At 24.9% G+C, this 23,701-nt stretch carries 24 protein-coding genes; all 24 read left to right on the top strand.

From position 1 onward, the window contains the following. Window positions 1–10 precede the first annotated feature (10 nt). The 24 genes from BHW04_RS10095 (at window position 11) to BHW04_RS09980 (ending at window position 23,690) form a co-directional block, all read left to right on the top strand. Entirely contained in the window at window positions 11–472 is a 462-nt protein-coding gene (locus BHW04_RS10095) for a GNAT family N-acetyltransferase (protein WP_022212734.1), read from the top strand. Then, entirely contained in the window at window positions 469–1,437 is a 969-nt protein-coding gene (gene pseI / locus BHW04_RS10090; RefSeq protein ID WP_302699510.1) for a pseudaminic acid synthase, read from the top strand. Before BHW04_RS10095 ends, pseI begins: the two co-directional genes overlap by 4 nt. A gap of 79 nt (window positions 1,438–1,516) precedes the next feature. After that, window positions 1,517–2,518 carry a UDP-2,4-diacetamido-2,4,6-trideoxy-beta-L-altropyranose hydrolase gene (gene pseG / locus BHW04_RS10085; protein ID WP_302699508.1) on the top strand — a complete coding sequence of 334 codons (1,002 nt, stop codon included), beginning with the start codon at window positions 1,517–1,519 and terminating at the stop codon, window positions 2,516–2,518. Window positions 2,519–2,543: 25 nt separating this feature from the next. Continuing rightward, complete coding sequence (locus tag BHW04_RS10080) at window positions 2,544–4,268, top strand: motility associated factor glycosyltransferase family protein (RefSeq protein ID WP_302699506.1); 1,725 nt, start codon at window positions 2,544–2,546, stop codon at window positions 4,266–4,268. A 165-nt stretch (window positions 4,269–4,433) separates the two neighbouring features. Continuing rightward, a complete protein-coding gene (locus tag BHW04_RS10075; protein WP_302699504.1) occupies window positions 4,434–6,458 on the top strand; it encodes a sulfatase-like hydrolase/transferase in 2,025 nt (674 codons plus the stop codon). A gap of 12 nt (window positions 6,459–6,470) precedes the next feature. Next, on the top strand, window positions 6,471–7,370 hold the full coding sequence (locus BHW04_RS10070; protein ID WP_302699502.1) for a choline kinase family protein: 900 nt from the start codon (window positions 6,471–6,473) through the stop codon (window positions 7,368–7,370). 4 nt (window positions 7,371–7,374) lie between these two features. Beyond that, window positions 7,375–8,049, top strand: coding sequence for a sugar phosphate nucleotidyltransferase (locus tag BHW04_RS10065; protein WP_022212728.1), 675 nt, complete (start codon window positions 7,375–7,377; stop codon window positions 8,047–8,049). Window positions 8,050–8,097: 48 nt separating this feature from the next. After that, the gene (locus BHW04_RS10060) at window positions 8,098–8,937 is read left to right on the top strand and encodes a flagellin (RefSeq protein WP_302631912.1); all 840 of its coding nucleotides are present in this window, start codon (window positions 8,098–8,100) and stop codon (window positions 8,935–8,937) included. Window positions 8,938–9,115: 178 nt separating this feature from the next. After that, complete coding sequence (locus BHW04_RS10055) at window positions 9,116–10,363, top strand: ATP-grasp domain-containing protein (RefSeq protein ID WP_302699500.1); 1,248 nt, start codon at window positions 9,116–9,118, stop codon at window positions 10,361–10,363. Window positions 10,364–10,385: 22 nt separating this feature from the next. Beyond that, on the top strand, window positions 10,386–11,333 hold the full coding sequence (locus tag BHW04_RS10050; protein ID WP_302699498.1) for an ABC transporter substrate-binding protein: 948 nt from the start codon (window positions 10,386–10,388) through the stop codon (window positions 11,331–11,333). A gap of 22 nt (window positions 11,334–11,355) precedes the next feature. Beyond that, complete coding sequence (locus tag BHW04_RS10045) at window positions 11,356–12,129, top strand: ABC transporter permease (RefSeq protein WP_302699496.1); 774 nt, start codon at window positions 11,356–11,358, stop codon at window positions 12,127–12,129. A 30-nt stretch (window positions 12,130–12,159) separates the two neighbouring features. Beyond that, the gene (locus BHW04_RS10040; RefSeq protein ID WP_302631915.1) at window positions 12,160–12,921 is read left to right on the top strand and encodes an ABC transporter ATP-binding protein; all 762 of its coding nucleotides are present in this window, start codon (window positions 12,160–12,162) and stop codon (window positions 12,919–12,921) included. Window positions 12,922–13,032: 111 nt separating this feature from the next. Then, entirely contained in the window at window positions 13,033–14,214 is a 1,182-nt protein-coding gene (locus BHW04_RS10035) for an ATP-grasp domain-containing protein (RefSeq protein ID WP_302699494.1), read from the top strand. 11 nt (window positions 14,215–14,225) lie between these two features. Then, window positions 14,226–14,900, top strand: a complete 675-nt coding sequence (locus BHW04_RS10030) for a class I SAM-dependent methyltransferase (protein ID WP_302630900.1) — start codon at window positions 14,226–14,228, stop codon at window positions 14,898–14,900. 33 nt (window positions 14,901–14,933) lie between these two features. Next, window positions 14,934–15,677 (top strand): cytidylyltransferase domain-containing protein, encoded by a 744-nt coding sequence (locus BHW04_RS10025; RefSeq protein WP_022212720.1) that lies wholly within the window; start codon window positions 14,934–14,936, stop codon window positions 15,675–15,677. 323 nt (window positions 15,678–16,000) lie between these two features. Next, window positions 16,001–16,378: a flagellar basal body rod protein FlgB gene (gene flgB, locus BHW04_RS10020; RefSeq protein WP_302699492.1), complete on the top strand. Its 378-nt coding sequence runs from the start codon at window positions 16,001–16,003 to the stop codon at window positions 16,376–16,378. Between the two features lies 1 nt (window position 16,379). Further along, entirely contained in the window at window positions 16,380–16,784 is a 405-nt protein-coding gene (flgC, locus tag BHW04_RS10015) for a flagellar basal body rod protein FlgC (RefSeq protein ID WP_022169213.1), read from the top strand. A 13-nt stretch (window positions 16,785–16,797) separates the two neighbouring features. After that, on the top strand, window positions 16,798–17,088 hold the full coding sequence (gene fliE, locus BHW04_RS10010) for a flagellar hook-basal body complex protein FliE (protein ID WP_022169212.1): 291 nt from the start codon (window positions 16,798–16,800) through the stop codon (window positions 17,086–17,088). A 16-nt stretch (window positions 17,089–17,104) separates the two neighbouring features. Next, on the top strand, window positions 17,105–18,685 hold the full coding sequence (gene fliF / locus BHW04_RS10005) for a flagellar basal-body MS-ring/collar protein FliF (RefSeq protein WP_302699491.1): 1,581 nt from the start codon (window positions 17,105–17,107) through the stop codon (window positions 18,683–18,685). 4 nt (window positions 18,686–18,689) lie between these two features. After that, window positions 18,690–19,700 (top strand): flagellar motor switch protein FliG, encoded by a 1,011-nt coding sequence (gene fliG / locus BHW04_RS10000; protein ID WP_302699490.1) that lies wholly within the window; start codon window positions 18,690–18,692, stop codon window positions 19,698–19,700. Then, the gene (locus BHW04_RS09995) at window positions 19,684–20,445 is read left to right on the top strand and encodes a FliH/SctL family protein (protein ID WP_302699489.1); all 762 of its coding nucleotides are present in this window, start codon (window positions 19,684–19,686) and stop codon (window positions 20,443–20,445) included. The genes fliG and BHW04_RS09995 overlap by 17 nt, the downstream gene beginning before the upstream one ends. Then, window positions 20,438–21,745, top strand: a complete 1,308-nt coding sequence (gene fliI / locus BHW04_RS09990; RefSeq protein ID WP_302622928.1) for a flagellar protein export ATPase FliI — start codon at window positions 20,438–20,440, stop codon at window positions 21,743–21,745. Before BHW04_RS09995 ends, fliI begins: the two co-directional genes overlap by 8 nt. A gap of 21 nt (window positions 21,746–21,766) precedes the next feature. Further along, the gene (fliJ, locus tag BHW04_RS09985) at window positions 21,767–22,228 is read left to right on the top strand and encodes a flagellar export protein FliJ (RefSeq protein ID WP_022169207.1); all 462 of its coding nucleotides are present in this window, start codon (window positions 21,767–21,769) and stop codon (window positions 22,226–22,228) included. Beyond that, a complete protein-coding gene (locus tag BHW04_RS09980) occupies window positions 22,215–23,690 on the top strand; it encodes a flagellar hook-length control protein FliK (protein WP_302699488.1) in 1,476 nt (491 codons plus the stop codon). Before fliJ ends, BHW04_RS09980 begins: the two co-directional genes overlap by 14 nt. The last annotated feature ends 11 nt before the right edge of the window (window positions 23,691–23,701 follow it).

The raw sequence follows: 23,701 nt of genomic DNA, 5'->3' as shown, positions 1-23,701 counted from the left end.
TGAGGTATATATGATAACATTAAGAAAGTGTAATTATAATGATTTAGATAAAATATTTAAATGGATAAATGATGCTGAAGTTAGAAAAAATTCTTTTAATAGTAGTTATATTAGTTATGAATCACATATAAGATGGTTTAATGAAAAAATAAATTTAAATAATATATATATATATATTATTTTAAATGATAATAAAGAGATAGGTACAATTAGATTAGAAAAAAAAGATTCAAAAGCGATAATATCATATTTAATAGATAATAAATACAGAGGACATGGATATGGTAATGAAACAATTAAATTAATAAAAAAAGAAGCTATTATTAATAATATAGATATATTAGAGGCTAGTGTAAAAAAAGACAATATGTTATCTAGAAAAATATTTATTAATAATGGCTTTTTTGAAATTGAAGAAAATGATAAATATTTATATTTATATTTTCTTAAAAAGGAAAAGGAGATAGTATGAAGTTACAAGATAAAATTAAAAATGGCGTATATATTATTGCAGAAATGTCGGCAAATCATGCAGGAAGTTTAGAAAATGCTTTAGAATTAGTAAAAGTAGCTAAAGATTGTGGAGCAGATTGTATAAAGATTCAAACATATACAGCAGATACAATAACTATAAATTGTAATAATGAGTACTTTAAATTAAAAGGTGGACTTTGGAAGGGATATAATTTGTATGATTTATATAATGAAGCGCATACACCATGGGAATGGCATAAAGCAATAAAAGATGAAGCAGAAAAATATGGATTAGATTTTTTATCTACACCTTTTGATAAAACATCTGTAGATTTTTTAGAAGAACTTGGTGTTGAATTTTATAAGATAGCATCATTTGAATTAGTTGATATACCATTAATTAAATATGTTGCATCAAAAGGAAAACCTATAATAATGTCATGTGGTATGGGAAGTATAGAAGAAATAGAAACAGCAATAAATGCAATAAAATCTGAAGGCAATGATGATATAATTTTATTAAAATGTTGTAGTCAATATCCAGCAAATTATGACAATATGAATGTTTTAACTATAACTGATATGATAGAAAGATTTCAATTACCAGTAGGGTTATCAGATCATTCAATGGGAAGTGTTGCACCAGTTGTAGCTACAACTTTAGGAGCAAGAGTAATAGAAAAACATTTTTGTTTAAGTAGAGAAATTAAAAATCCAGATAGTGAATTTTCAATGGAACCTAAAGAATTTAAAGAAATGGTAGAGGCAGTAAATTTGTCTTTAAAAATTAAAGGAAAAGTATCTTATTATTTAAGTGAAGAAGAAAATTATAATTGCGCTGGCAGAGGAGGCGGTTACAATGGTAGCGGAACTATATATCCTGCTTCTCACCGTAATGGATTTAGCATAACAGACAATAACATTAGCATTGGTTTTAGATCAACATTTTATGAAAATAAGTAAAAAATCTAAAGTTAATATAAATTATGGAGAACCAATAAAATTAGAATATTTTAAGTAATAAATAAAATGGTGATTTATAATGATAGGAATAAGAGTTGATTCAAATAAAAATATAGGTTTAGGGCATGTAATGAGATGCCTATCTATTGCAGAGGCTAGTAAAAACAGAGATAATATATTATTTATTGTGTGTGATAATGAATGTGAAAAAATTATCAAAAATAGAAATTTTAACTGTATTAAACTTTTAAACAAATATGATGATTTAAATAATGAAGTTTATGAAATTAAAAAAATAATATATAAATATAAAATATCTAAATTATTAATAGATAGTTATTTTGTTACAGATTATTATTTAAAAGCTTTAAAAGAAGTTTGTAAGATTATATATATTAATGATTTTTTAGAATTTAGATATGATGTTGATGCAATTATAAATTATAATATATTTTCTGATTATATTGAGTATTCAAAATATTATAAAAATAATCAAATATTTAAAGGTACTAAATATGTTCCTTTAAATAAAGTATATGAAAATATATCGTATGTATTAAAAAGAAAAGTTAAAAATATACTAATTACTACAGGTGGAACAGATATAAATAATATAAATAGATTAATATTAAATAGAATTATAGAAGATGATAATTTTAAAGATATAAATTTTAATATTGTAATAGGAAAATATTTCAATATTATAGAGGGAGAAAAAAATTTTTATAATAGATATTCTAACATAAATTTAATAGAAAATATTAATGATATGTCTAAAATAATAAAAGAATCAGATATAGTAATTAGTGCAGCAGGATTTACAATGTATGAAATATGTTCCATTGGTGTACCATGTATATTATTGAGTAATGGGTCAGATTTAGCAGCAAAATCATTTTTAAAGAAAAAATCAATTATATATGGAGGAGATTGTAATAATCTTGATTTAGATGTATTAATTAAAAAAATATATTATTTAATTAATAATTTTGAAATAAGAAAAAAATTAAATAAAAATAGTAAGAATATTATTGATAAAAAAGGTTCATATAGAATATTAGATATAATAAATAATATATGATAATAATTATTAAGAGGTAAATAGCATGGATAAATATATTGTAGAAAAAAGTAAAGATAATTATGATATATTGAAAATAGTAAATGACAAGAGAAGTATATACATAGGAAGTAAATATAATGAAAAAAGAGAAATAGATAAATTTATAAATTTAGCTGGTGAAATGACTGAAAAAGATAATTATGTTGTTTTAGGTTTAGGAACAGGAAATCATATAAAAGAACTAATTAAAGCTAAACATAATAAAGCAAAAATACTTGTTATTGAATGTGAAAAAGAATGGAGTAATAAATTAAATTTTAAAGATAAAGATGTAATTGTGGCAAAAAGTATAGAGGATATTCAAAATTTTTTATATAACTATGTAAATGAATTTAATATACATTATCTAAAAATAATTCCTTATGCTAACTATAATAAAATATATGAAAAAGATATTGCTTATGAATGTAAGTATATAAAAGAGTATTTTGAAAAAATTATTATTAATATTAATACAAAAATGAAATTTCATGATGTTTGGTTCAAATATAAATTTAAAAATTTAAAGTATTTATGTGAAAGTAAATATATATCTGAACTGAAAAGTAAATATAAAAATAAACCAGCAATAATTGTTTCTGCCGGACCTTCTTTAAGTAAAAATATAGAATGCTTAAAAGATAATAAAAATGCATTGATAATTAGTGGTGGAAGAACTTTAAAATCTCTTTTAGGAATTAGTGTTATGCCTGATTATGTAACAATTATGGATTCAGGTGAAATTTCATATAAATTAGTAAAAGATTATATGCATAAATATAATAATCCATTAATATATATAGATACTATACATAATGATATATTAAATGAACATATTGGAGAAAAAATAATATTTACAACTGATAAAAATATCAATAAATTATATACAAGTGAAGAATTTAATATAAATATAGGTGGATCAGTAGCTCATATTATGACAGAATTAGCTATATTTATGGGATGTAATCCTATAGTATTTATAGGACAAGATTTTGCATATACAAATGATAAAGGACATGCTGATGTTGCTAATACTCCATGTAAAGGTGTAGAACTTGAAAATTATAAAGATAATGGAGATATATATGTAAAAGATTTAAATGGTGGATTAGTTAGAACAAGTATAGCTTTAAATAATTTTAGAAAAGATATGGAATATATAATAAATAATCATAAAGATATAAAGTTTATTAATGCTACAGAAGGTGGAGCATTAATAAATGGAGCTGAAAACAAAACTTTAAAAGAAACTTTAGAAAATATAAATTGTAATTTGGAAGATTTGACTATTTTACAAGAGAAATCAGATGAAAATATTATTGTAAAAAATAAAATTATAAACTGTGTTAAAAATACTGTTGTTAATATAAACAAAATTAATAAATTAAGTATAGAAATATTAGATTTATTAAAAAAAGCAGAACAAAGTATTAAATTTGATTTAAAGAATAAACAAGATATTTTTATTAAATTAGAAAAGTTAGAAAAAAAATATACTAATATTGAAAAAGAAATATATTTTTTTGAAGACTTACTTTATCCAGTTATATACGAAGTCAATTATGAAAAGGAATATATAATTAAAAATAATGATACTTATATGAATGAAATGATAAAACAAATAAAAAGAAAAGAATTGTATTATGAAAAAATAAAAAACATATATAAAAGAAATTTAGGGTTTATAGAAGAGATATTAAATGAAATTGAATTTAAAAATAGTTTCTGATAAAGAGAGATTAAAGCAAAATAAAACATTATTAAAGTGATAAAAATTATTAGAATATGTTTTGCGAATAAGTAAAATTTACTAATATTATTTATAAATATATATTCATATGATTTTAAAATAGATTAAATTGTAGAAATATAGACTAGAGAGTAGGAATAAATAATGGTTAGCAAAAATTTTAATATATTAAACTATAAAATATTAAAGAATAATATATTAACTAAATTTAATGAATGTAAAATAGAAGAAGTTGAGAATGAATTAAATATGTACAGAAACAGTAATATTTATGATTTAGAAGGAATTTTATTTGAAATTAAATTAGATATATTAAAAGGAAAATTATATGATGCTGAAATTAAATTAAAAAAAATATATATGAAATATGAATATAATTTTGAAGTAAATTTAGCATTAGGTGAAGTATATTATAAGAGAAAAAACTATTGTGATGCATTAAAACATTTTTTACTATGTAATATTATAGATTCAAGTAGAGAGTACGAATTTCAGTATATGTATAAGGAAATTTTAATTGAGCATATAAGTGATAATGAAGAAAAATATATATTGGAAAATATAATTAATGAAATTTCAAATAGTAATAATGTATATATGTTAAATAATAAATATAGCTATAATATTGGAGAGAATATTGAAGTATTAGGAAAAAAATATTTTAATGGACTTTATGACTACTATTATTATGAAAGAGATGCATTATTTAAAGATATTGCACCAGAATTATCTAATTTATTTAAGATAGAGGTTATTCCAGGAAAAATACATAAATATTTTAAATATAAAGCTGAAGTAGATACTGTAATTCCAATAATGAAAATAGAGGAAGGTAGTACTATTGAAATTTTTATAAATAAAGAAAAATATAATTTTAATAGTTTGCTTTATAATAGATTTTATTATTATAAAGTAAAATTTGGAGATGAAGTATTAATAAAATCAAATAAAAATTTTATTATAGGAGATATAATAAAATTAAAGTTAAATGAAAGTAAACCTAAATTAATTTTGAATATATTTATAGATGGATTATCTCAAAAATTTATTGAAAAAAATAAATTAGAAGAAATAATGCCTAATACTTATAAATATTTTTTAGATGGAGCTATAAATAATAATTGCTATAGTAGTGGAGAGTGGACATATGTAAGTTTAGCTAGTCACTTTACAGGTTTATCAACAGTTAATCATATGGTTTTCCATCCTAATATAAATACAGATAATATTAAAAAATTAGATTTATATACAGAGATATTTAAAGAAAATGGGTATAATACTGCTAAAATAGATGGTGAGTGGAGATGTTGTCCTAAAGTTGGATATGTTAAAGGAATGAATAGATATGTTTATCAAGCATCAATTAGAGGAATGCATGTTAATGAAGTAATAGATGAAGCAATAGAACATATTGAAGCATTTAAAGAAACTAATAATTTTTTATGGATTTGTATACCAGATTTACATGATATTGCAGATGAATATGAAACAAGATTAAGTACACAAATAGAAAGTGATATAAATGTACGAGTTAAAAATAAAACGATTGGAACTAGTGTTCGTAAAAAGTATGATATTGGTAAAATAGAAAGATATAGAATACAGTTAAAAAGAATAGATAGATATTTAAAAATTATATATGATTATATTAATGATAATTATAAAAATGATGAAGTAATAGTTTCAATATTTTCTGATCATGGACAAGGATATTTTATAGAAGATGGGAAAGATATGTTAGAAGAAGAGCGAGTAAAGGTGCCATTAATGATAAAAGGAAAAAATATAAGTAGTGGGCAGTATGATGAAATGATTCAAGCTTATGATATGTATCGGATAATTTTAAATGCTATTGGAATAGAAGATAAATTTAATAATGATGCAAATCTTCCTAAATATTTTGCTGGAAATAAAGAAAGAGATTATACTATAAGTGAAAGTATTTTTCCTAATGAAACTTATAAAGCTACAATAAATGATAAGTATTATAAATTCTTTTTTGAAAGTGAGGAAAAAGTAACTATAGATGGAAGAGTTAAATTAAGAAAATATAATATTAAATTAATCAATAAGAAAAACGATGAAGATGAAACTTTAAAAGAAATAGATATAGCTGAAAAATATTCTAATATAATTATTGAGCATATAAAATCAAGAATTATATTTTAAGAGGTTTAAAATATGGAATATATACAAAGTATTTTTGAAAAAATAATGATTAAAAATAAAATAGATAATAGTAAAGTGAAAGAAATTATACAAATAAATGGACTTACTAATAAGAATTATAAAGTTAGTACAGAAAATAATGAATATATTTTAAGAATTCCTGGTAATGGAACAGAAAAAATGATAAATAGAAAAATAGAAAAAGAAAATACTGTTTTAGTAAATGAATTAAATATAGATGCAAAATTACTATATTTTGATGAAGATAGTGGAATAAAAATAAGTGAATTTATAAAGGAAGCTAAAGCATTAGATAAAAATAAATGTAGTTATAAAATAAATATGAAAAAAATAACTAATATATTTAAAATACTTCATAAAAGTAATAAACTAATGAAAAATGAATTTAATATAATAAATAAAATTCAGGAGTATGAAACATTATTGAGTGAATGTAATGGTGAGTTCTTTGAAGATTATTATTTTTATAGAGAGCAGATATTTAAACTAGAAGAAGTAATGTGTAATTTAGGTAAGGAAATTACATCATGCCACAATGATTCATTGGCTGAAAATTTTATACTTGATAAAAATGAAAAATTGTATTTAATTGATTGGGAGTATTCAGGATTAAATGATTATACATGGGATTTAGCATCATGTATTTTAGAAAATGAATTTTCAAAATATGAGGAAGAATTATTTTTAAATTATTATTTTGAAGGAAATGTAGAAGAAAAAATAATGATTAAAGTTTTAATAAATAAAATTTATCAAGATTTTTTATGGAGTATTTGGGCACTTGTTAAATCATATAACGGCGATGATTTAATGGAGTATGGTTTAAATAGATATATTAGAATGAAAGAAAATTTTAAGATTTTTCAGCAAAAATATAATTTTAAAAGGTGAAAATATGAATGCAATAATTTTAGCTGCAGGTTTAGGCAGTAGGTTAAAGCCATTAACTAAAGAGGTTCCTAAACCTTTAGTTAAAGTAAATGGGTTAAGTTTAATTGAAAGACAGATATATTTATTAAAAGAAGCAGGCATTTGTGAAATTATTATAGTTATAGGATATATGAGTGATAAATTTAAATTTTTAGAAAAGAAATATAATGTAAAACTTATATATAATAATAAATATAAAGAATATAACAATATTTATAGTTTATATTTAGCACAAGATTATTTAAATAATACATATATATTAGAAGGAGATGTATACTTAACTAAAAATTTATTTATAGAAAATTTAAAACACTCTACATACTTTGCTGTAAAAAAAGAAATGTATGAAAATGAATGGGTTTTGAAGTATGATAATAAGAAAAGATTACAAGAAATTTATATAGGATATGAAAAAGGTGCATATGTGATGTCTGGAATATCATATTGGAACATTGATGACACAAAAGTGATAAAAGATAAATTAAATAAATTAATAAAAAATAAAAATTTTAAAAATTTATATTGGGATGATATTGTGAGAAAAGAAGTTGAAAATTTTAATATAAATGTAGAAGAAGTAGATTTTAATTGTGTTTATGAAATAGATACAGTAGAGGATTTGGAGAATGTACCATATTAAAATTATTTAATTAACAAATGTAAAATAATAAAGATAGGATGTGATTATATGAGGATAAATAAAAATATATATTCATTAAATATTTTCAAAAATTATACTAAAAATGTAAAAAATAATGCTACTGCTTTAGAGAGAATATCAAGTGGAAAAAAAGTAAACTCTTCTAAGGATAATCCAATTAAAATTGAGAGAAGTGAAAATATAAATATTAAAATAAGAGCTTTGCAAAAAGCAAATGAAAATCTTCAGGATGGGATATCATGTATACAAATAGTTGATTCAAGTATGGGGGAGATAAGTAATGCATTAATTAGAATGAGAGAATTAAGTGTTGAGGCAGCTAATGATAGTTATACTAAGGAAGATAAGGAAAGTATAGCATTAGAAATTGATCATTTGAGTAAATTTATAGATGAAACAGTTGAAAATACTAATATAAATGGGAATAAATTATTAGGGGATGATAAGGTAGTTGATAATACAAAACCAATATTAAAAAAGTTACAAATTGGTTCAGAAGTTGGAGAGACTATGGATATACCATATTATAATTTAACATGTAAAAATTTAAACATAGAAAATATAAATGTAATTGATAATCCTTCTGGTGCAATAAGTTCATTGGAAAAAGCGCTATCTGAAGTAACGGAGTGCAGATCTTTATATGGTAGTATATATAATAGAATGGAAGAATCTATGAATATTGTTTTAAGCAATGGTAATACATATGAAAACTCATATAGTGAAATGATTGATGCTGATATAGCATTAGAAATGTTAGAGTTTAGTAGAACATCAATATTAATGGAATCATCAATATCACTAATGAATCAAAGTAATAATTTCCCTAAAGAAATATTAAATATATTATCAGGGTTAATTAAATAAATGGATTAATAGATATATATTTTATTAAATTCTTATAAAAAATAGCTTATTATTTTGTGGAATTACCTAATTTTTTAAAGCATATAATTTTAATTAATCTTTCTACGAAATTTTTTTATGTTAATTTTTAAGTGTAAAATTAAATTTGAGATATATTAATATAATAAGGAGATTATAAATGAAAAAAATACTTATAATAGGTTCAGGAGAAGATTTTATAGACGTTGTTAATATAGCTAAATCAAAAAAATTATATGTTATTGTTTGTGATGGAGTTAAAGAAGGAGTAGCTAAAAAATATGCTGATAAATATTATGATATTGATATAAATGATTATGATAGTATAGAGAGAATAATAAAAAGGGAAAAGATAGATGCTATTTTTACATCATTTTCAGATAAAACTTTAAAGGTTTATGCAGATATGTGTAAAAAATTTGATTTAAATTGCACTTTAACACCAGAATTAGTGGAGTTGTTAATTAATAAAGAAAAAATGAAAAATAAATTTTTACAAGACTCCATACCAACTGCTAAGTTTACATATATAGGAAAAGATTTTTTTGAAAATGAGATTAAGGATTTAAAATTTCCATTAGTCATGAAACCTTTGGTTAGTAGTGGCTCTAAAGGAATATTTATAGTTAACAATATACAAGAAATACGAGAAAATATTCAAATGGTATTAAGTACTTGTAATAATGAAAAATTAATTATAAATAAAATTTTACTAGAAGAATTTATTGAAGGTGAAGAAGTAATAATAAGTGCTTGGGTATGCAATGGAAAACCTTATATACAATTTATAAATGATAGAGAATTATATATAAAAGATAAAGGAAGAGCAGGTCAAGCAATAAGAAATATTATTCCATCAAAACATATTAAATATATTGAAAAAGAAGCTGAGAATCTACTTAATAATATAGTAAGTTCATTTAAATTTAAAAATGGACCATGTATTATACAAACAATTTTATCTAAAGAGGGATTGAAAGTAATAGAAGTATTAGGAAGAATTTCAGGTGTTAATGATCATAAAGTAAATGAGAAAATTGGTGGAATAAATACATTGAAATTATTTTTTGATTATATTTTAAATGGTAAAGTGGATATGAAGTTATTAGAACATGATGATAAAATTATAAAAAAAAGTTGTATATTTTTTCCTGTGATTTTAAAGAGTGGAGTTATAGGGGATATTGAAAATTTAAATGAGGTGAAAAAATTATCATTTGTATCACATATAGATAAAATGAAAAATACTGGAGATGAAGTTAAAGATACTGGAGATATGATGTCTATAGCTGGAAGGATATTTATAGTAGCAGAAAATTTATATTTAGCATATAAATATGAAAAAATAGTTAAGGAAAAATTAAAAATAAAAGATATAAAAGGAAAAAATATGATAGATAATTTTTAAAAGAAGGAATATAGGAAATATTATGAGAATAAGAAATTTTTTTATATTATTTTTAATACCTGTAATTTTTGCATTAACAGGTTGTAATAGAAGTGAAGTAAATAAAGATAGAAAATTGGTAATAGCAACGCAAATTGGATTATCTCACTCAGGAACAATTTTAATGAATGAATTAGGTATATTAAAAAAGAATTTACCAGATGATGTTAAAGTTGAATTGGTAGAAATAACAGGTGGTGGAGCAGCTGTAAGAGAAGCCATAACAACTAACAATGTCAATATAGGTGGTATGGGAATACCTCCGTTTCTTATTGGAATAGATAAGGGCATGGAATTAAAACTTTTAAATGGATTTGCAGTAAATAAATATATGTTAGTAGCAAATAAAGATAATATTCAAAGTGTTGAAGATATAGGTGATATTGATAAAATTGCAATTTTACAATATGGAAGTATTAATCATATTATGCTTTCAATGATATCAAAAAAAGTTTTTAATGATGCAAATAAATTTGAAAATAATATGGTAATAATGCCTGAATCTGATTCAGTAGCTGCAATGGAGTCTGGCGCTGAAGTTTCACTTTATTTAGGATCACAGCCTACAATACAAAAGGCTATAAATTTAGAAAATACTCATGTTATTGCTGATGTTGAGGATTATATTGGTAAAATAACAACGGTAGTTGCCGTGGCAAATGATAAATATTCAAAGGAAAATCCAGATATATGTGAAGCTTATGTTAAATCATTAGAAGAAACTTTTCATTATATGAAAGAAAATAAAGAAGAATGTATTGAAATTTTAGCAGAAAAATTTAATATGAGTGCTGAAGAATTAAAAGATATATATAATAAAGTTTTATTTAGTACAAATATTTATGGTTTTGATGAAATAGGTGAATTTATGTATGAAAATGGATATATAGAATCTAAACCTTTAACATTAAAAGAAGCAATGTCTAAATAGAAAATCAAGAGAGTATTAAGATATGAAAAAGGTATTAAAAAATATATTTATACAGAGATTATTATGGATTGTGTTATTTTTGTTAGTATGGGAAATAACAGTGTTATTGAAATTAATTCCTCAATCAGCGTTGCCGAGTATTGGAGATGTTTGTAAAGAACTTATTAAATCTATTACAAAAGGAGAATTATTAAGGCAAACATTTAATTCTATTTCAATTATATTGAAAGCTATGGTAATATCATTTATTATGGCTCTAATAATAATTTATTTATCAGAAATATCAAAAATATTTAAAAGTTTTTTAGATACAGTAATATTAATCTTAAATCCTTTACCTGGAGTAGCTATTTTACCATTAATTATGATTTGGTTTGGAATCAGTGAAAATGCTATATTAGCAATAATAGTTCATGCTATTGTTTGGCCACTAATTATAAATCTTAACACAGGATTAAATGATATGCCAAAGGTTTATAGAGAAGTATCTATGAATTTAGGGTTATCTTCATTAAAATTTATAAAAGATATATTACTTTATAGCACTATGCCGTTTATTATTTCAGGATTTAAGATAGGATGGGCTAGAGCTTGGCGGGCTTTAATAAGTGCAGAAATGATATTTGGAGCAGTAGGATCAGTTGGTGGGATAGGTATATATATATATAGGCAAAGAGCATTTGCAAATCCATCAGGAATTTTCGCAGGATTAATTATAGTAATGGTTATAGGTATATTTATAGAGGAAGTTGTATTTAAATTTATAGAAAATAAAACTATCAATAAATGGAAATAACTAAACATTGATAAAAGGGAAAATAAATATATGAAAGAAAAATTAAAGTTAGTTGGAATAGAAAAATTTTTTTTAAATAATGAAAATAAAAGGATTATATTAGATAATGTTAATCTAACTATATATGATGGTGAGTTTGTGTGTATATTAGGTTATTCTGGCTGTGGAAAATCAACATTGCTTAGAATTATAGCTAATTTTGAAGAAATAGAAAAAGGTAAGATATTGTTAGATGGGAAAACAATAACTAAGTCTACTCCTAAAATATTCATGATGTTTCAGAGCTTTGATCAGTTATTTCCTTGGAAAACTATAAAAGATAATTTAGTATATGCATTAAAAGCAACTAAAATAGAAGAAGATAAAAAAAAGGCAAATAATATAGCAATAGAGTATTTAGGATTGGTAGGATTATCGGAATATATTAATAGTTATCCTCATCAACTATCTGGTGGGATGAAACAAAGAGCTGCATTAGCTAGGGCATTAAGTTTAAAACCAGATGTATTATTAATGGATGAACCTTTGGGTTCATTAGATGCTATAACTAGAAATGAAATACAAAAATTAATATTAGATATATGGGAAAAGTATAAAATAACTATAGTTTTTGTAACTCATGATGTAGATGAAGCGATAAAGTTGTCAACTAGAATTTTGATTATGGATGATACTATTAAAGGAATAAAATATGATATTAAAAATAAAACATCTTTAATTAAAGAAGATATTGAAATAAAGCAATATAATAATTTATTAAAAGATAAAATTATTAAAAGTATGAATCATTAAATAAAATACTGCTAAAATTAAAATAAGAAAGTATAATATGTAATATTTTGATTTGTTTAATTATTAAATACAAGATAGATAAGTTATAAATATATACAAGGAGTAATATAAATGTTTTATGTTCTTTCAATTGGTGCTGGTATTGAGCATTTGGAAAGTATTTTGTTGAGTAAGGAATTAGGTTATAAAGTTATAGCTGTTGATAGAGATAAATCAGCAGTAGGTTTAAAATTTGCAGATATATCATATATAATAGATATTAAAAACGAGGAAGAAATAATAAATATAGCTAAAAAATATAATATTAAAGCTGTATTACCAACACCAATAGGGAGATATTTATCAACTGTAGGTGCTGTGAATGATGCTTTAAATTTAAAGGGAATAGGAAAAGAATCAGCATTAAAATGTGTTGACAAAGTTGAATTTAATAAAGAGATGAAGAAAAAAGGAGTTCTTTGTGCTAGTCAGCTTGTGGCAAAAAGTAAAAATGAAATAATTTGTGCAATTAATAAAATTGGAATTCCATGTATAATTAAACCTAGATTTGGATCAGGAAATAGAGGAGTTAGAATAATATATAATGAGTATGATAAAAATAGAATTATCAGTGAGCATTTAAATGAAAGAGGCGATGATGATAGTTTAATTGAATCTCAAATAGTTGGGCGTGAATTTGGAATAGATGCAGTTATTTATGATGGAATATTCAAATTAATTTTAGTAAGAGAGAAAACAATAACTGAAATACCATATAGACAAGAGACTGGATATATATGTCCTGCTGATATAGAAGAATCATTAACTATAAAAATAGGAAAAACTATTGAAAATGTATGTAGAGGAATAAGTATTGATAATTGTTTGATTAATGCTGATATAATAATTGATAAAAATAACAAAGTATATATTATTGAATTATCAGGAAGACCATCAGGATATTATATTTCTAAAAAAGTTATTCCATATGTAACAGGAATTAATTTTTTAAAAGAGGGTTTAAATATGGTTTTAAATAGAGAGTATAATTTTACTGTAAAAAGCAATAAATTAGTTAGAATTAGTTTTTTAAGTGATTTGAATCATGGGTTGCATAAGATTCCAAGTAATGAAGAGTTAAAAGAAAGATTTAATCTATTGGATAGTAACGTTAATATTATGAAATGTGATGAAATTGATACTTTTAAATCAGGTAAAGATGTATATAAAAGAGGATTTATTTTATTAAAAGGAGATAGTTATAAAGAGATGGATGAAAATTTTAAAGATATTTATAGCTATTTAAATTCATAGGAGAAATATTAATGAATATAGAAAGAGAATTAAATAAAAGTGTGTGGAAAAAGCAATTAGAGAAAAATAAAATGTTATATCCGGATGAAAGAGTAGTAGCATTTTTTGCTAATAATTTTAAGGAGCAAAATAATTATGAAAAAAATGTATTAGATATCGGGTGTGGATCTGGAAGAAACTTAATTCCAGCACTAGATTATGGGTTTAATTGTTATGGGATTGATTTTAATGAAGAGTGCTGTATAACGGTTAAAAAAACTTTTGAAGATAGAAAAGGATTAAAAAAAATATACTTTGGAGATTTAAAAAGTGTTAATTTAAAAAGTGACTTTTATGATGTAGTGTTAATTTATGGAGTTTTATTTTTAAATGAATATAATGAAATGAGACAATTATTAAGTGAGATAAAGAGAATAATGAAAAAAGGTGGAAAAATGATTGTTAATTTTAGAGCTGAAGATGATTATTTAAATGGAAAAGGCAAAAAAATTGGCGATTATTCATATATACTTGATGAAAGTACAGGATCATATGAAAATGCATATTATACATTTTTGAGTTTTGATAAAGCTAGTAATTTATTAAAAGAGCATGGATTTAAAATATTAAAATATGAGAAAATTGAATTTTATAAAAATTGTTTGAAAGAAAAACATTCTTGGTGGATATTTACTGTAGAAGCTTAAGTTAAATAGTGTTTGAAAGTTGGTAAGATGTATATGGTAAGTAAGAAAAATGTATGTTGTATAATTCAAGCTAGGACAACGTCTACTAGATTACCTAATAAAGTTTTTAAAAATTTAGCTGGTTATTCAATGCTATATCATGTAATTGAGAGAGTAAAAAGAACTCATTTTATAGATAAAATAATTATTGCCACAACAAATAAGATTGAAGATGATGAAATAGAAAAATTTTGTATTGAAAATTCTATTGAGTATTTTAGAGGGGACAAGGAAAATGTTTTAAAGAGATATTATGATGCAGCAAAATATTATAATGCAGATGTAATTGTAAGGGTTACAAGTGATTGTCCAATGATAGAACCAACAATAATAGATTACTTAGTTAAATATTTTTTGGATAATAATTATGATTATGTTAGTCCAGGTAGCCCCGAAGGAATTATTAGAGGATTAGATACAGAAGTATTTTCTATTAATGCATTAAATAGAGCATATGATTTAGCAGAAAAAAAAGAAGAAAAAGAACATGTAACATGGATAATGTATAATAAAAGTGATTTTTTTAAAGTTGGAAGACCAAATGTTGAAGAAGTTTTTAAAAATGAAAATATTAGAATTTGTGTAGACGAACTAGAAGATTATAAATTAATGGAGATAATATACAATCTATTTTATATAGAAAATGAAATTGTAAATACTAGAGATGTAATCGAGTTTTTAAATAAAAATAATGAAATTTGTAAAATAAATAAAAATATAAAGCAAAAAATTAAATAATAAAGTTAAACATATAATAAAAGAACTAAAATGTGGTTAAAATTCATTTTAGTTCTTTTTTTATTTTTGTTAAGTAAATAGAAGTAGATAATGGAATAAATTTAGAAAAAAGCTATGAAAATTTTCTTTTGAATTTAAAAGTTGAAAATGTTTTTCTGTTTGAAAATTCAATGTTATTTAATATTATCAGAAAAAATAGTTTAAAGTTTTATAAATACTAATAATATATTAAATTATTTTGAAAATCATGTAGAAAACATTCATTAAATGTAATATAATTAAAACTAAAGTTTCGACATTTATAGAGTTTGGAGGGAAATTAATTGTCTAATAGTTTAAATACATATGACTTAATAAAGCGAGGATTAAATGCCGCTGCTGTAAGAAGTGAAACTATAGCCAATAATATAGCAAATGTTAACACCAGTGGATATAAGGCTTTTAAGGTTGTTTTTGAAGAAAAATATAAAGATTCTGGTTTTAATATGAAGGCAACCAATGAAAAACATATTCAAAAGGAAAAACCAGGAAGTATTACTACTGTTAGAGACGAAGAGACAAGCATGAATGAAAATAGAAACAATGTTAACTTAGATTTAGAAAAGGTAAATCAAGCAGCAAATACTTTAATGTATCAAGCATTAACATCACGTGCCAGTGGAAAGTTAGCATCAATGAAAACTGTGATTGGAGGAAATTAAAATGGGAATGTTTGATTCAATGAGAATTAGTGCTAGTGGATTATCAGCAGAAAGATTAAGAATGGATACCATAAGCTCTAATGTGGCAAATGCTCAAACAACAAGAACAGAAAATGGTGGACCATATGTGAGAAAGGTAGCTGTTTTTAAGGAAGCATTAGATGAAGCAGGAAGATGCAAAGGTATATCAGCAGTGGGAATAGTAAATGATGAATCAGAGCTGGAAAGGGTGTACGATCCTACTCATGTGGACGCTGATGAAGACGGATATGTAACTATGCCTAATGTGAACATATTAAATGAAATGGCAGATATGATAGTTGCTACTAGAACATATGAAGCTAATGCTGATGCATTAAGTGCATCTAAATCAATGTTTACTACAGCATTATCTATAGGAAAATAGGAGGATATAACAAATGAAGATAGATAATTTTACACCAAGTGAAAAAATATTTGAAAAAAGAATAGCAATAGAAGATGAAAATAAGGATGGATTTGGACAAGTATTTAAAAGTGCATTACAAGCTGTCAATGATAAACAAGTTTATTCTGATGAAATGACAAATAAACTTGTTTTAGGTGAAGATGTGGAAATTCATGAAGTAATGCTGGCAGCAGAAGAAGCTTCATTGGCATTACAAACAGCAGTTCAAGTTAGAAATAAATTAACAGAAGCAATTAAAGAATTAACAAATTTACAAATATAGTTAGGAGTGCTTAAGCATGGACAAGTTTTTAGAAGTTTTTAAAAAGCTTTTAGAAAAATTTAAAAATTTAAGCAAAGGTGTAAAGATAGCATCAATTATATCTGCTATAACACTTATCATAGCTATTTCATCATTGTTTTTTTATCAATCTTCCAATAAATATTCTGTTTTGTTTTCAGGTTTAGACTCAGCAGATTCAAAAACAGTTTTAAGTGCATTGGAGGAGCAAGGTGTAGATTTTAAAGTTGAAGGTGACTCAATTTTAGTAGATAAATCTGTAGTAGATAAGCTTAGATTACAATTAGCTTCTAATTTAACTATGGGAAGTACAGGCTATGAACTAATGGACTCAGGAAGCTCTTTTGGTATGACTGAAGAAGAATTTCAAATTAAAAAGCTTAGAATGCAACAAGGTGAATTAGAAAAAACCATAAAAAGTTTTGAACAAATAAGTGATGCAAGAGTACATATTACTCTTCCTACCAATTCGGTATTTGCCGATGAAAAAGAACCGGGAAGTGCAGCAGTATATGTTAAGTTAGTAGCAGGAAAAACTTTATCACAAGAGCAAGTTAAATCAATAGTGGCTTTAGTTTCAGGAAGTACATCCATATCTAAGGATAATATTCAAGTAATGGATAGCAATATGAATCTTTTATCAGAAGATTCAAGCTTTAAATTAGATGAAAATAGTGATCAAAATGTAACTTCTACTTCCATTGCAACTCAATTAGAGTTAGAAAAGAAGTATGAAGCTCAATTACAAAAATCAATTTTAGAACTTTTAACACCGGTATTAGGAAATGGAAAAGTTAAAGTAATGGTAAGTGCTGATTTAGATTTTGATTCAACAAAGGTTACAGAAACAGTGGTGGATCCTAATAAAGTAATAATCAGTCAAAAGACTTCAAAAAGTGAGAATAATTCATCAGAAGGTAATGATAATGCAAGTGGTAGCGGAAGTGTAATTGATGAAAATATGGGAAATACAATAGTTACCAATGATAAAAACACAAAGAGCACAACTGAAGAACAAACAACTAATTATGAAGTTGGAAAAACTGAAACAATAAAAATTAAAGCTCCAGGTGAAGTTAAATCATTAAGTGCATCAGTAATAGTTGATGGAGAAATCAATGATGCATTAAGAACTGCCATTGAACAATCTGTGTCAGCAGCAGTAGGGTTAAATGCTGAAAGAGGAGATACAGTTAGTGTAGCAGGAATTACATTTAACACTAAAGATACAGGAAATATTACTGATCCATTTGCAGAGCCAGAAGCAAATAATAACAATATGATTTATATGATTATTGCAGGAGTAGTAGGTGCTATTTTATTAATAGTATTTATTGTGTTAAGAAGTAAAAAGAAAAAGGCTAATAAAGAAGTAGTTACAGAAGAAGAAGGAAATCTACTGGATATAGTCATAGAAGATAAGATTTCAAAAGTAGAGGAAGAAGAATTAAAACCTATAGAGTTTGAAGTTCCAAATCAAAATATACATATTGAAAATGAAATTAAGAAATATGCAGCAGAAAAGCCACAACAGGTAGCTGATATAGTTAAATCTTGGTTAGTAGAAAGTGAGAGATAGATAAATGGCGAAAAAACAATTAACAGGTATTCAAAAGTCAGCTCTATTATTTATTACTTTAGGGCCAGAAGCATCAGCAGATATTTTAAAAAGATTACCTGAAACTGAAATACAAAAGATAACTTATGAAATAGCAAATATTTCAACTGTTACATCAGAGCAAAGACATAGCATATTACAAGAATTTTTAGAAATGAATAAGGCTAAAGATTATCTTCTAGAAGGTGGACTTGACTATGCTAAAGAATTACTATCTAAAGCTTTAGGACCACAAAGAGCAGGGGAAATATTAAACAAGGTAGCAGAAGCATCACAACTTAATAGACCTTTTGCCATAGCAAGAAAGGCAGATGCTCAGCAAATACTTAATATCATTAATTATGAACATCCTCAAACCATTGCATTAATACTTTGCTATTTACAAGTGGAAAAGGCAGCTCAGATAATTGCTGAGTTACCTGAGGAAATTCAAAGTGAAGTAGCTTTAAGAATAGCTACTATGAATACTACATCACCAGATGTTATTAGAGAAATAGAAAAAGTATTAGATGATAAGTTATCTACTATTGTTAAAACTGAAACTACAGTATTAGGTGGAATAGATACTTTAGTAGGTATATTAAATCAAGTTGATAGAACAACTGAAAAGAATATAACTGAAAGCTTACAAGAACAAGATTATGAGCTTGCAGAGAAAATCAAAAGCTGTATGTTTGTATTTGAAGATATTCTTACTCTTGATGATGTGGCAATTCAAAGAATTCTTAGAGATGTTGAAACTAAAGAGCTTGCTCTTGCTCTTAAGGGAGCTTCAGAAGAAGTGGCAAATGTTATTTATAAAAATCAATCTAAGAGAGCAGCAGCTTCATTAAAAGAGGATATTGAATACTTAGGACCAGTAAGATTAACTGATGTTGAAAAAGCACAACAACAAATTGTAGCTGTTATTAGAAGATTAGAAGATGCACAAGAAATAATTATTTCAAGAGGTGGAGAAGATGCATTCATCATGTAATCTTATAAAATCTAGTAATACATCTGTTAAAGGTGATATTGAAATAGTAACAGAGTGTGTTGTTACTGAAGAAGAGCAACATTTTCAAGAAATTGAAAATAGTCAAATTAAAAGCTATGAAGTCATTGGGGCAAGTATATTAGATAAGGCAAGAAAAGATTCAGATCATATTATTATGGAAGCTTTTCAATATTCAAAAAATATTGAAAAAGAAGCTTATGAAAAAGGATATGCTCAAGGTGTAAATAATGGATATGAAGATGGCAATAAGCAGGGATATGCAGAATCAAAGGAAGAAGCTAAAAGTATCATAGAAGAAGCTGTAAAAAAAGCTAGAGAAATTTTATTAAGTGCTGAAAAGCAAGTGGAAGATTATAAAATAAAAAAAGAGAAGGAAATAGTGAAACTTTCATTGGAAATGGCAAAGATTATAACAAATAAAAATTTTGAAAATGATGAAAGTGTTATAAGCTTAATTAATCCTGTACTGGAGCAATTTAGAGGTGAAGAAAATATAGTTATAAAATGTAATGGAAACTATATTGTGGCCATTGAGTCTAAAGTGAATGAGTGGAAAAAGTCATATGCTATTTCTGGGGAAATACTAGTTCTTGAAGATCCATTAATGGAACTTGGAAATGCAGTTTTGGAAAAAAGTACAGGTAAAGTTGTAGTTGGTTTAGATGTTAGCTTAGAAAAATTAGAAGAATCTATAAAGGAATTTTGTGGTGAAGAAGATGCTTAATATAGATTTTAATTTAATTAGGAAAAGAGTTAATGAAATAGATACTACTTACTGTGAAGGCATAGTAAGTGAAGTTATAGGTCTTACCATTGAAGTGCAGGGAATAAAAGCTTTTGTTGGGGAAGTTTGCACTATATATAATGTTTATAATAATCCTGTAAGTTGTGAAGTGGTAGGGTTTAAAAATAACAAAGTCATATTAATGCCTTTAGGTGAACTTGTAGGTATATCTCCAGGATGTATAGTTGTTCCTGAAAGAAGACCTCTTGAAGTACAGTGTTCTGATGATTTAATGGGAATGGTATTAGATGGTTTAGGTAAACCAATATATGGTGGAGAATTTTTAACTGGAACACCATATCCTTTAGAAAATCAACCACCAGATCCATTAAAAAGAAAAAGAATAAAGGATATACTACCTACAGGGGTAAGAGCCATTGATGGTTTTCTAACTTGTGGTGATGGACAAAGAATAGGTATTTTTGCAGGTTCAGGAGTAGGTAAGAGTACAACATTAGGAATGATTGCAAGAGAAGCAGAGGCAGATGTTAATGTTATATGTCTAATTGGGGAAAGAGGCCGTGAGGTTCTTGAGTTTATTGAAAAGGACTTGGGACCGGAAGGGATGAAAAAATCAGTGGTAGTTTGTGCTACTTCTGATAAATCAGCCTTAGAAAGAGTTAAAGGTGCATTAACAGCCACTGCCATAGCAGAATACTTTAGAGATAAAGGTAAGAAAGTTATTCTTATGATGGATTCTGTAACAAGATTTGCCATGGCGCAAAGAGAAATTGGACTTGCCATTGGAGAGCCACCAGCACAAAAGGGGTATACACCGTCAGTTTTTGCTAAGTTACCAAAGCTTTTAGAAAGAGCTGGTACATCAGATGTTGGTTCCATAACAGGTTTTTATACGGTACTAGTTGATGGTGATGACTTTAATGAGCCTATTGCAGATACAGTAAGAGGTATACTTGATGGTCATATAGTTCTGTCAAGAGCATTGGCTCACAAGAATCATTACCCAGCCATTGATGTATTAAATAGCGTAAGTAGATTAATGTCTCAAATAGCTGATGATAAGCATAAAGCAGTATCATCACAAGCAAGAGATTTACTTGCTACTTATAAGGAATCAGAAGACCTTATAAATTTAGGAGCGTATGTTAAGGGCTCCAGTAAAAAGATAGATTTGGCTATTCAATTTAATGATAGTATTAATGCTTATTTAAAGCAAGGAATTGATGAAAAAACAACTTTTGCAGATAATTTAAATAATTTATTTGCTATATTTGGATGATAATTTTAGGAGAGATTAATTTTGGCAAATGGATTTAAATTTTCTCTTGAGAAATTGTTAGAAATGAGAAAAACAAGAGAAGAAGAAGGTAAGAAGCTTTTTAATAATAGTCAGCAAGAACTGCAAAAGTCCATTAATAAGTTAAATGATCTTAATGATAAGTATAAACAATATAATGGAATTGCAGCAGGAGAAACTGTTATATATCAAAAATTAAAGAAAAATTATTTAATAGCTTTAAATAAAGGTATTGAACAAACTGAAATAGAAATAGAGAAAAAACAAAAAGAAGTAGATTATAGAAGAGAGCAATTAAAGGTTAGGCAAATTGAAAGAAAAACTGTAGATATATTAAGAGAAAAGAGATTTAATCAGTTTATGGCAGATGAAAAAAGAAAAGAAGAAATAGCCAATGATGAATTTGCACTATATGCTCATATGAGAAAGATTGGAAAGGAGGTGAAAGAACATGGATTTAGGTAATTTAAATGCTGTAATAGCCAATATGGGAAAAGTTAATAATAACAGTAATGTTAATGGTGATAATTCAGTTAAAACTGAAAATAAAAGCAGTAATGGTAATTTTAAATCAGTGATGAGTTCCAAGGAAGATTCTATTTCTAAAACTACAGAAGATAACAAAACAACTGTTGAAAATGTATCTAAAGATATAAATGAATCTATAGATAAAACTGAAGTTATTGAAAAAATTGAAAATGGAACTAAGGAGGAAATAATTGAAGAAGTAATGGTATTACTTCAAGCATTAAATATTCCAGTTATTGATAATAGTAATTTACCTATAAAAATTTATTTAGAACCTGGCAATACTTCTAGCTTAGAATTTAGTAATACTTCTAGTTTAGATTGTATTAATACTTTAAAAAATATAAATTATTTAAGTGAAATTGCTGATTTAAATATTTCATCAGAGCTAATAAATAACAATAACTCTAATGTGTTAGAAAATATAAATTTACTTAAAAATAATACTGTATTTGAATCAGAAAATATTAATATATTTGAAAATGTAAATTCAAATGTAATAGAAGAAATATCTTTAAATAGTGCTGAAAATATAAATATAGATTTAAATCAAGAAACATTATCTAATACAACAAATTTACCACTTGAAGAAATTGTTAAAACTTTAAATTTAGAAGAAGATAAAGTTGTTACAAAGGATAATATAGATAAACTATTAACTGTTTTATGTGATAAAGATGGCAATGAAATTAAAAAGGATAAATTTATAGAAGTTGTGGATAGTTCTAAAGGCGAAAGTAAAAAAGATACTTCACAAGGTGTTGAAATGTTAAAGATGGTGTTTAATATAGATAAATCTAATGGTGAGCAAAAAGGTGAAGAAGATATTTTAGCCAAGCTTATGACAATGGATGAAGACACAAATAAAGTTAAAGATTACATAGTGGAAGACACACCTATATTTACAGAAGTTTTAAATAGTAAAAATGATGTTGCTTCAAATATAATATCAGAAGTGAAGCCTGTGGCAGTTTCAAGAGAAACAGTAGCTACTGATGTGGTTTCTAATGTTAAATATATGGTTAAAAATCAAGTGGAGCAACTTACTGTAAAGATATATCCTAAGGAATTAGGTGAAATAACCATAAAGATAATATCTGAAGATGGAATAATGAAGGCAGATATTAAATCAACATCTAAAGAAACATATACATTATTAAATTCTAATATGGAAGAAATTAAAAAGCATTTAAGCAATGAAAGTTTAATTATTAAAGAAGTAAATATTGGCTTATATGAAGATACTACTTATTATAGTGGACAAGGTTTTAGTAATGAATTTAATGATGAAAGAAATAAAGAAAATTATTCTGTAGAAGATAATGATTCTATAAATATACATAAAGAAGAAAATGAAGAAATTTCAGAAGAAATTTCTAATGTTAACTTATTAGCATAGGAGAGAATACA

Origin of the sequence: Clostridium sp. 29_15, assembly GCF_001916075.1 — a bacterium.
Taxonomy (GTDB): domain Bacteria; phylum Bacillota; class Clostridia; order Clostridiales; family Clostridiaceae; genus Clostridium; species Clostridium lentum.
The sequence above is the reverse complement of the archived record's forward strand: the minus strand, read 5'-3'. Positions and strand labels throughout refer to the sequence as shown.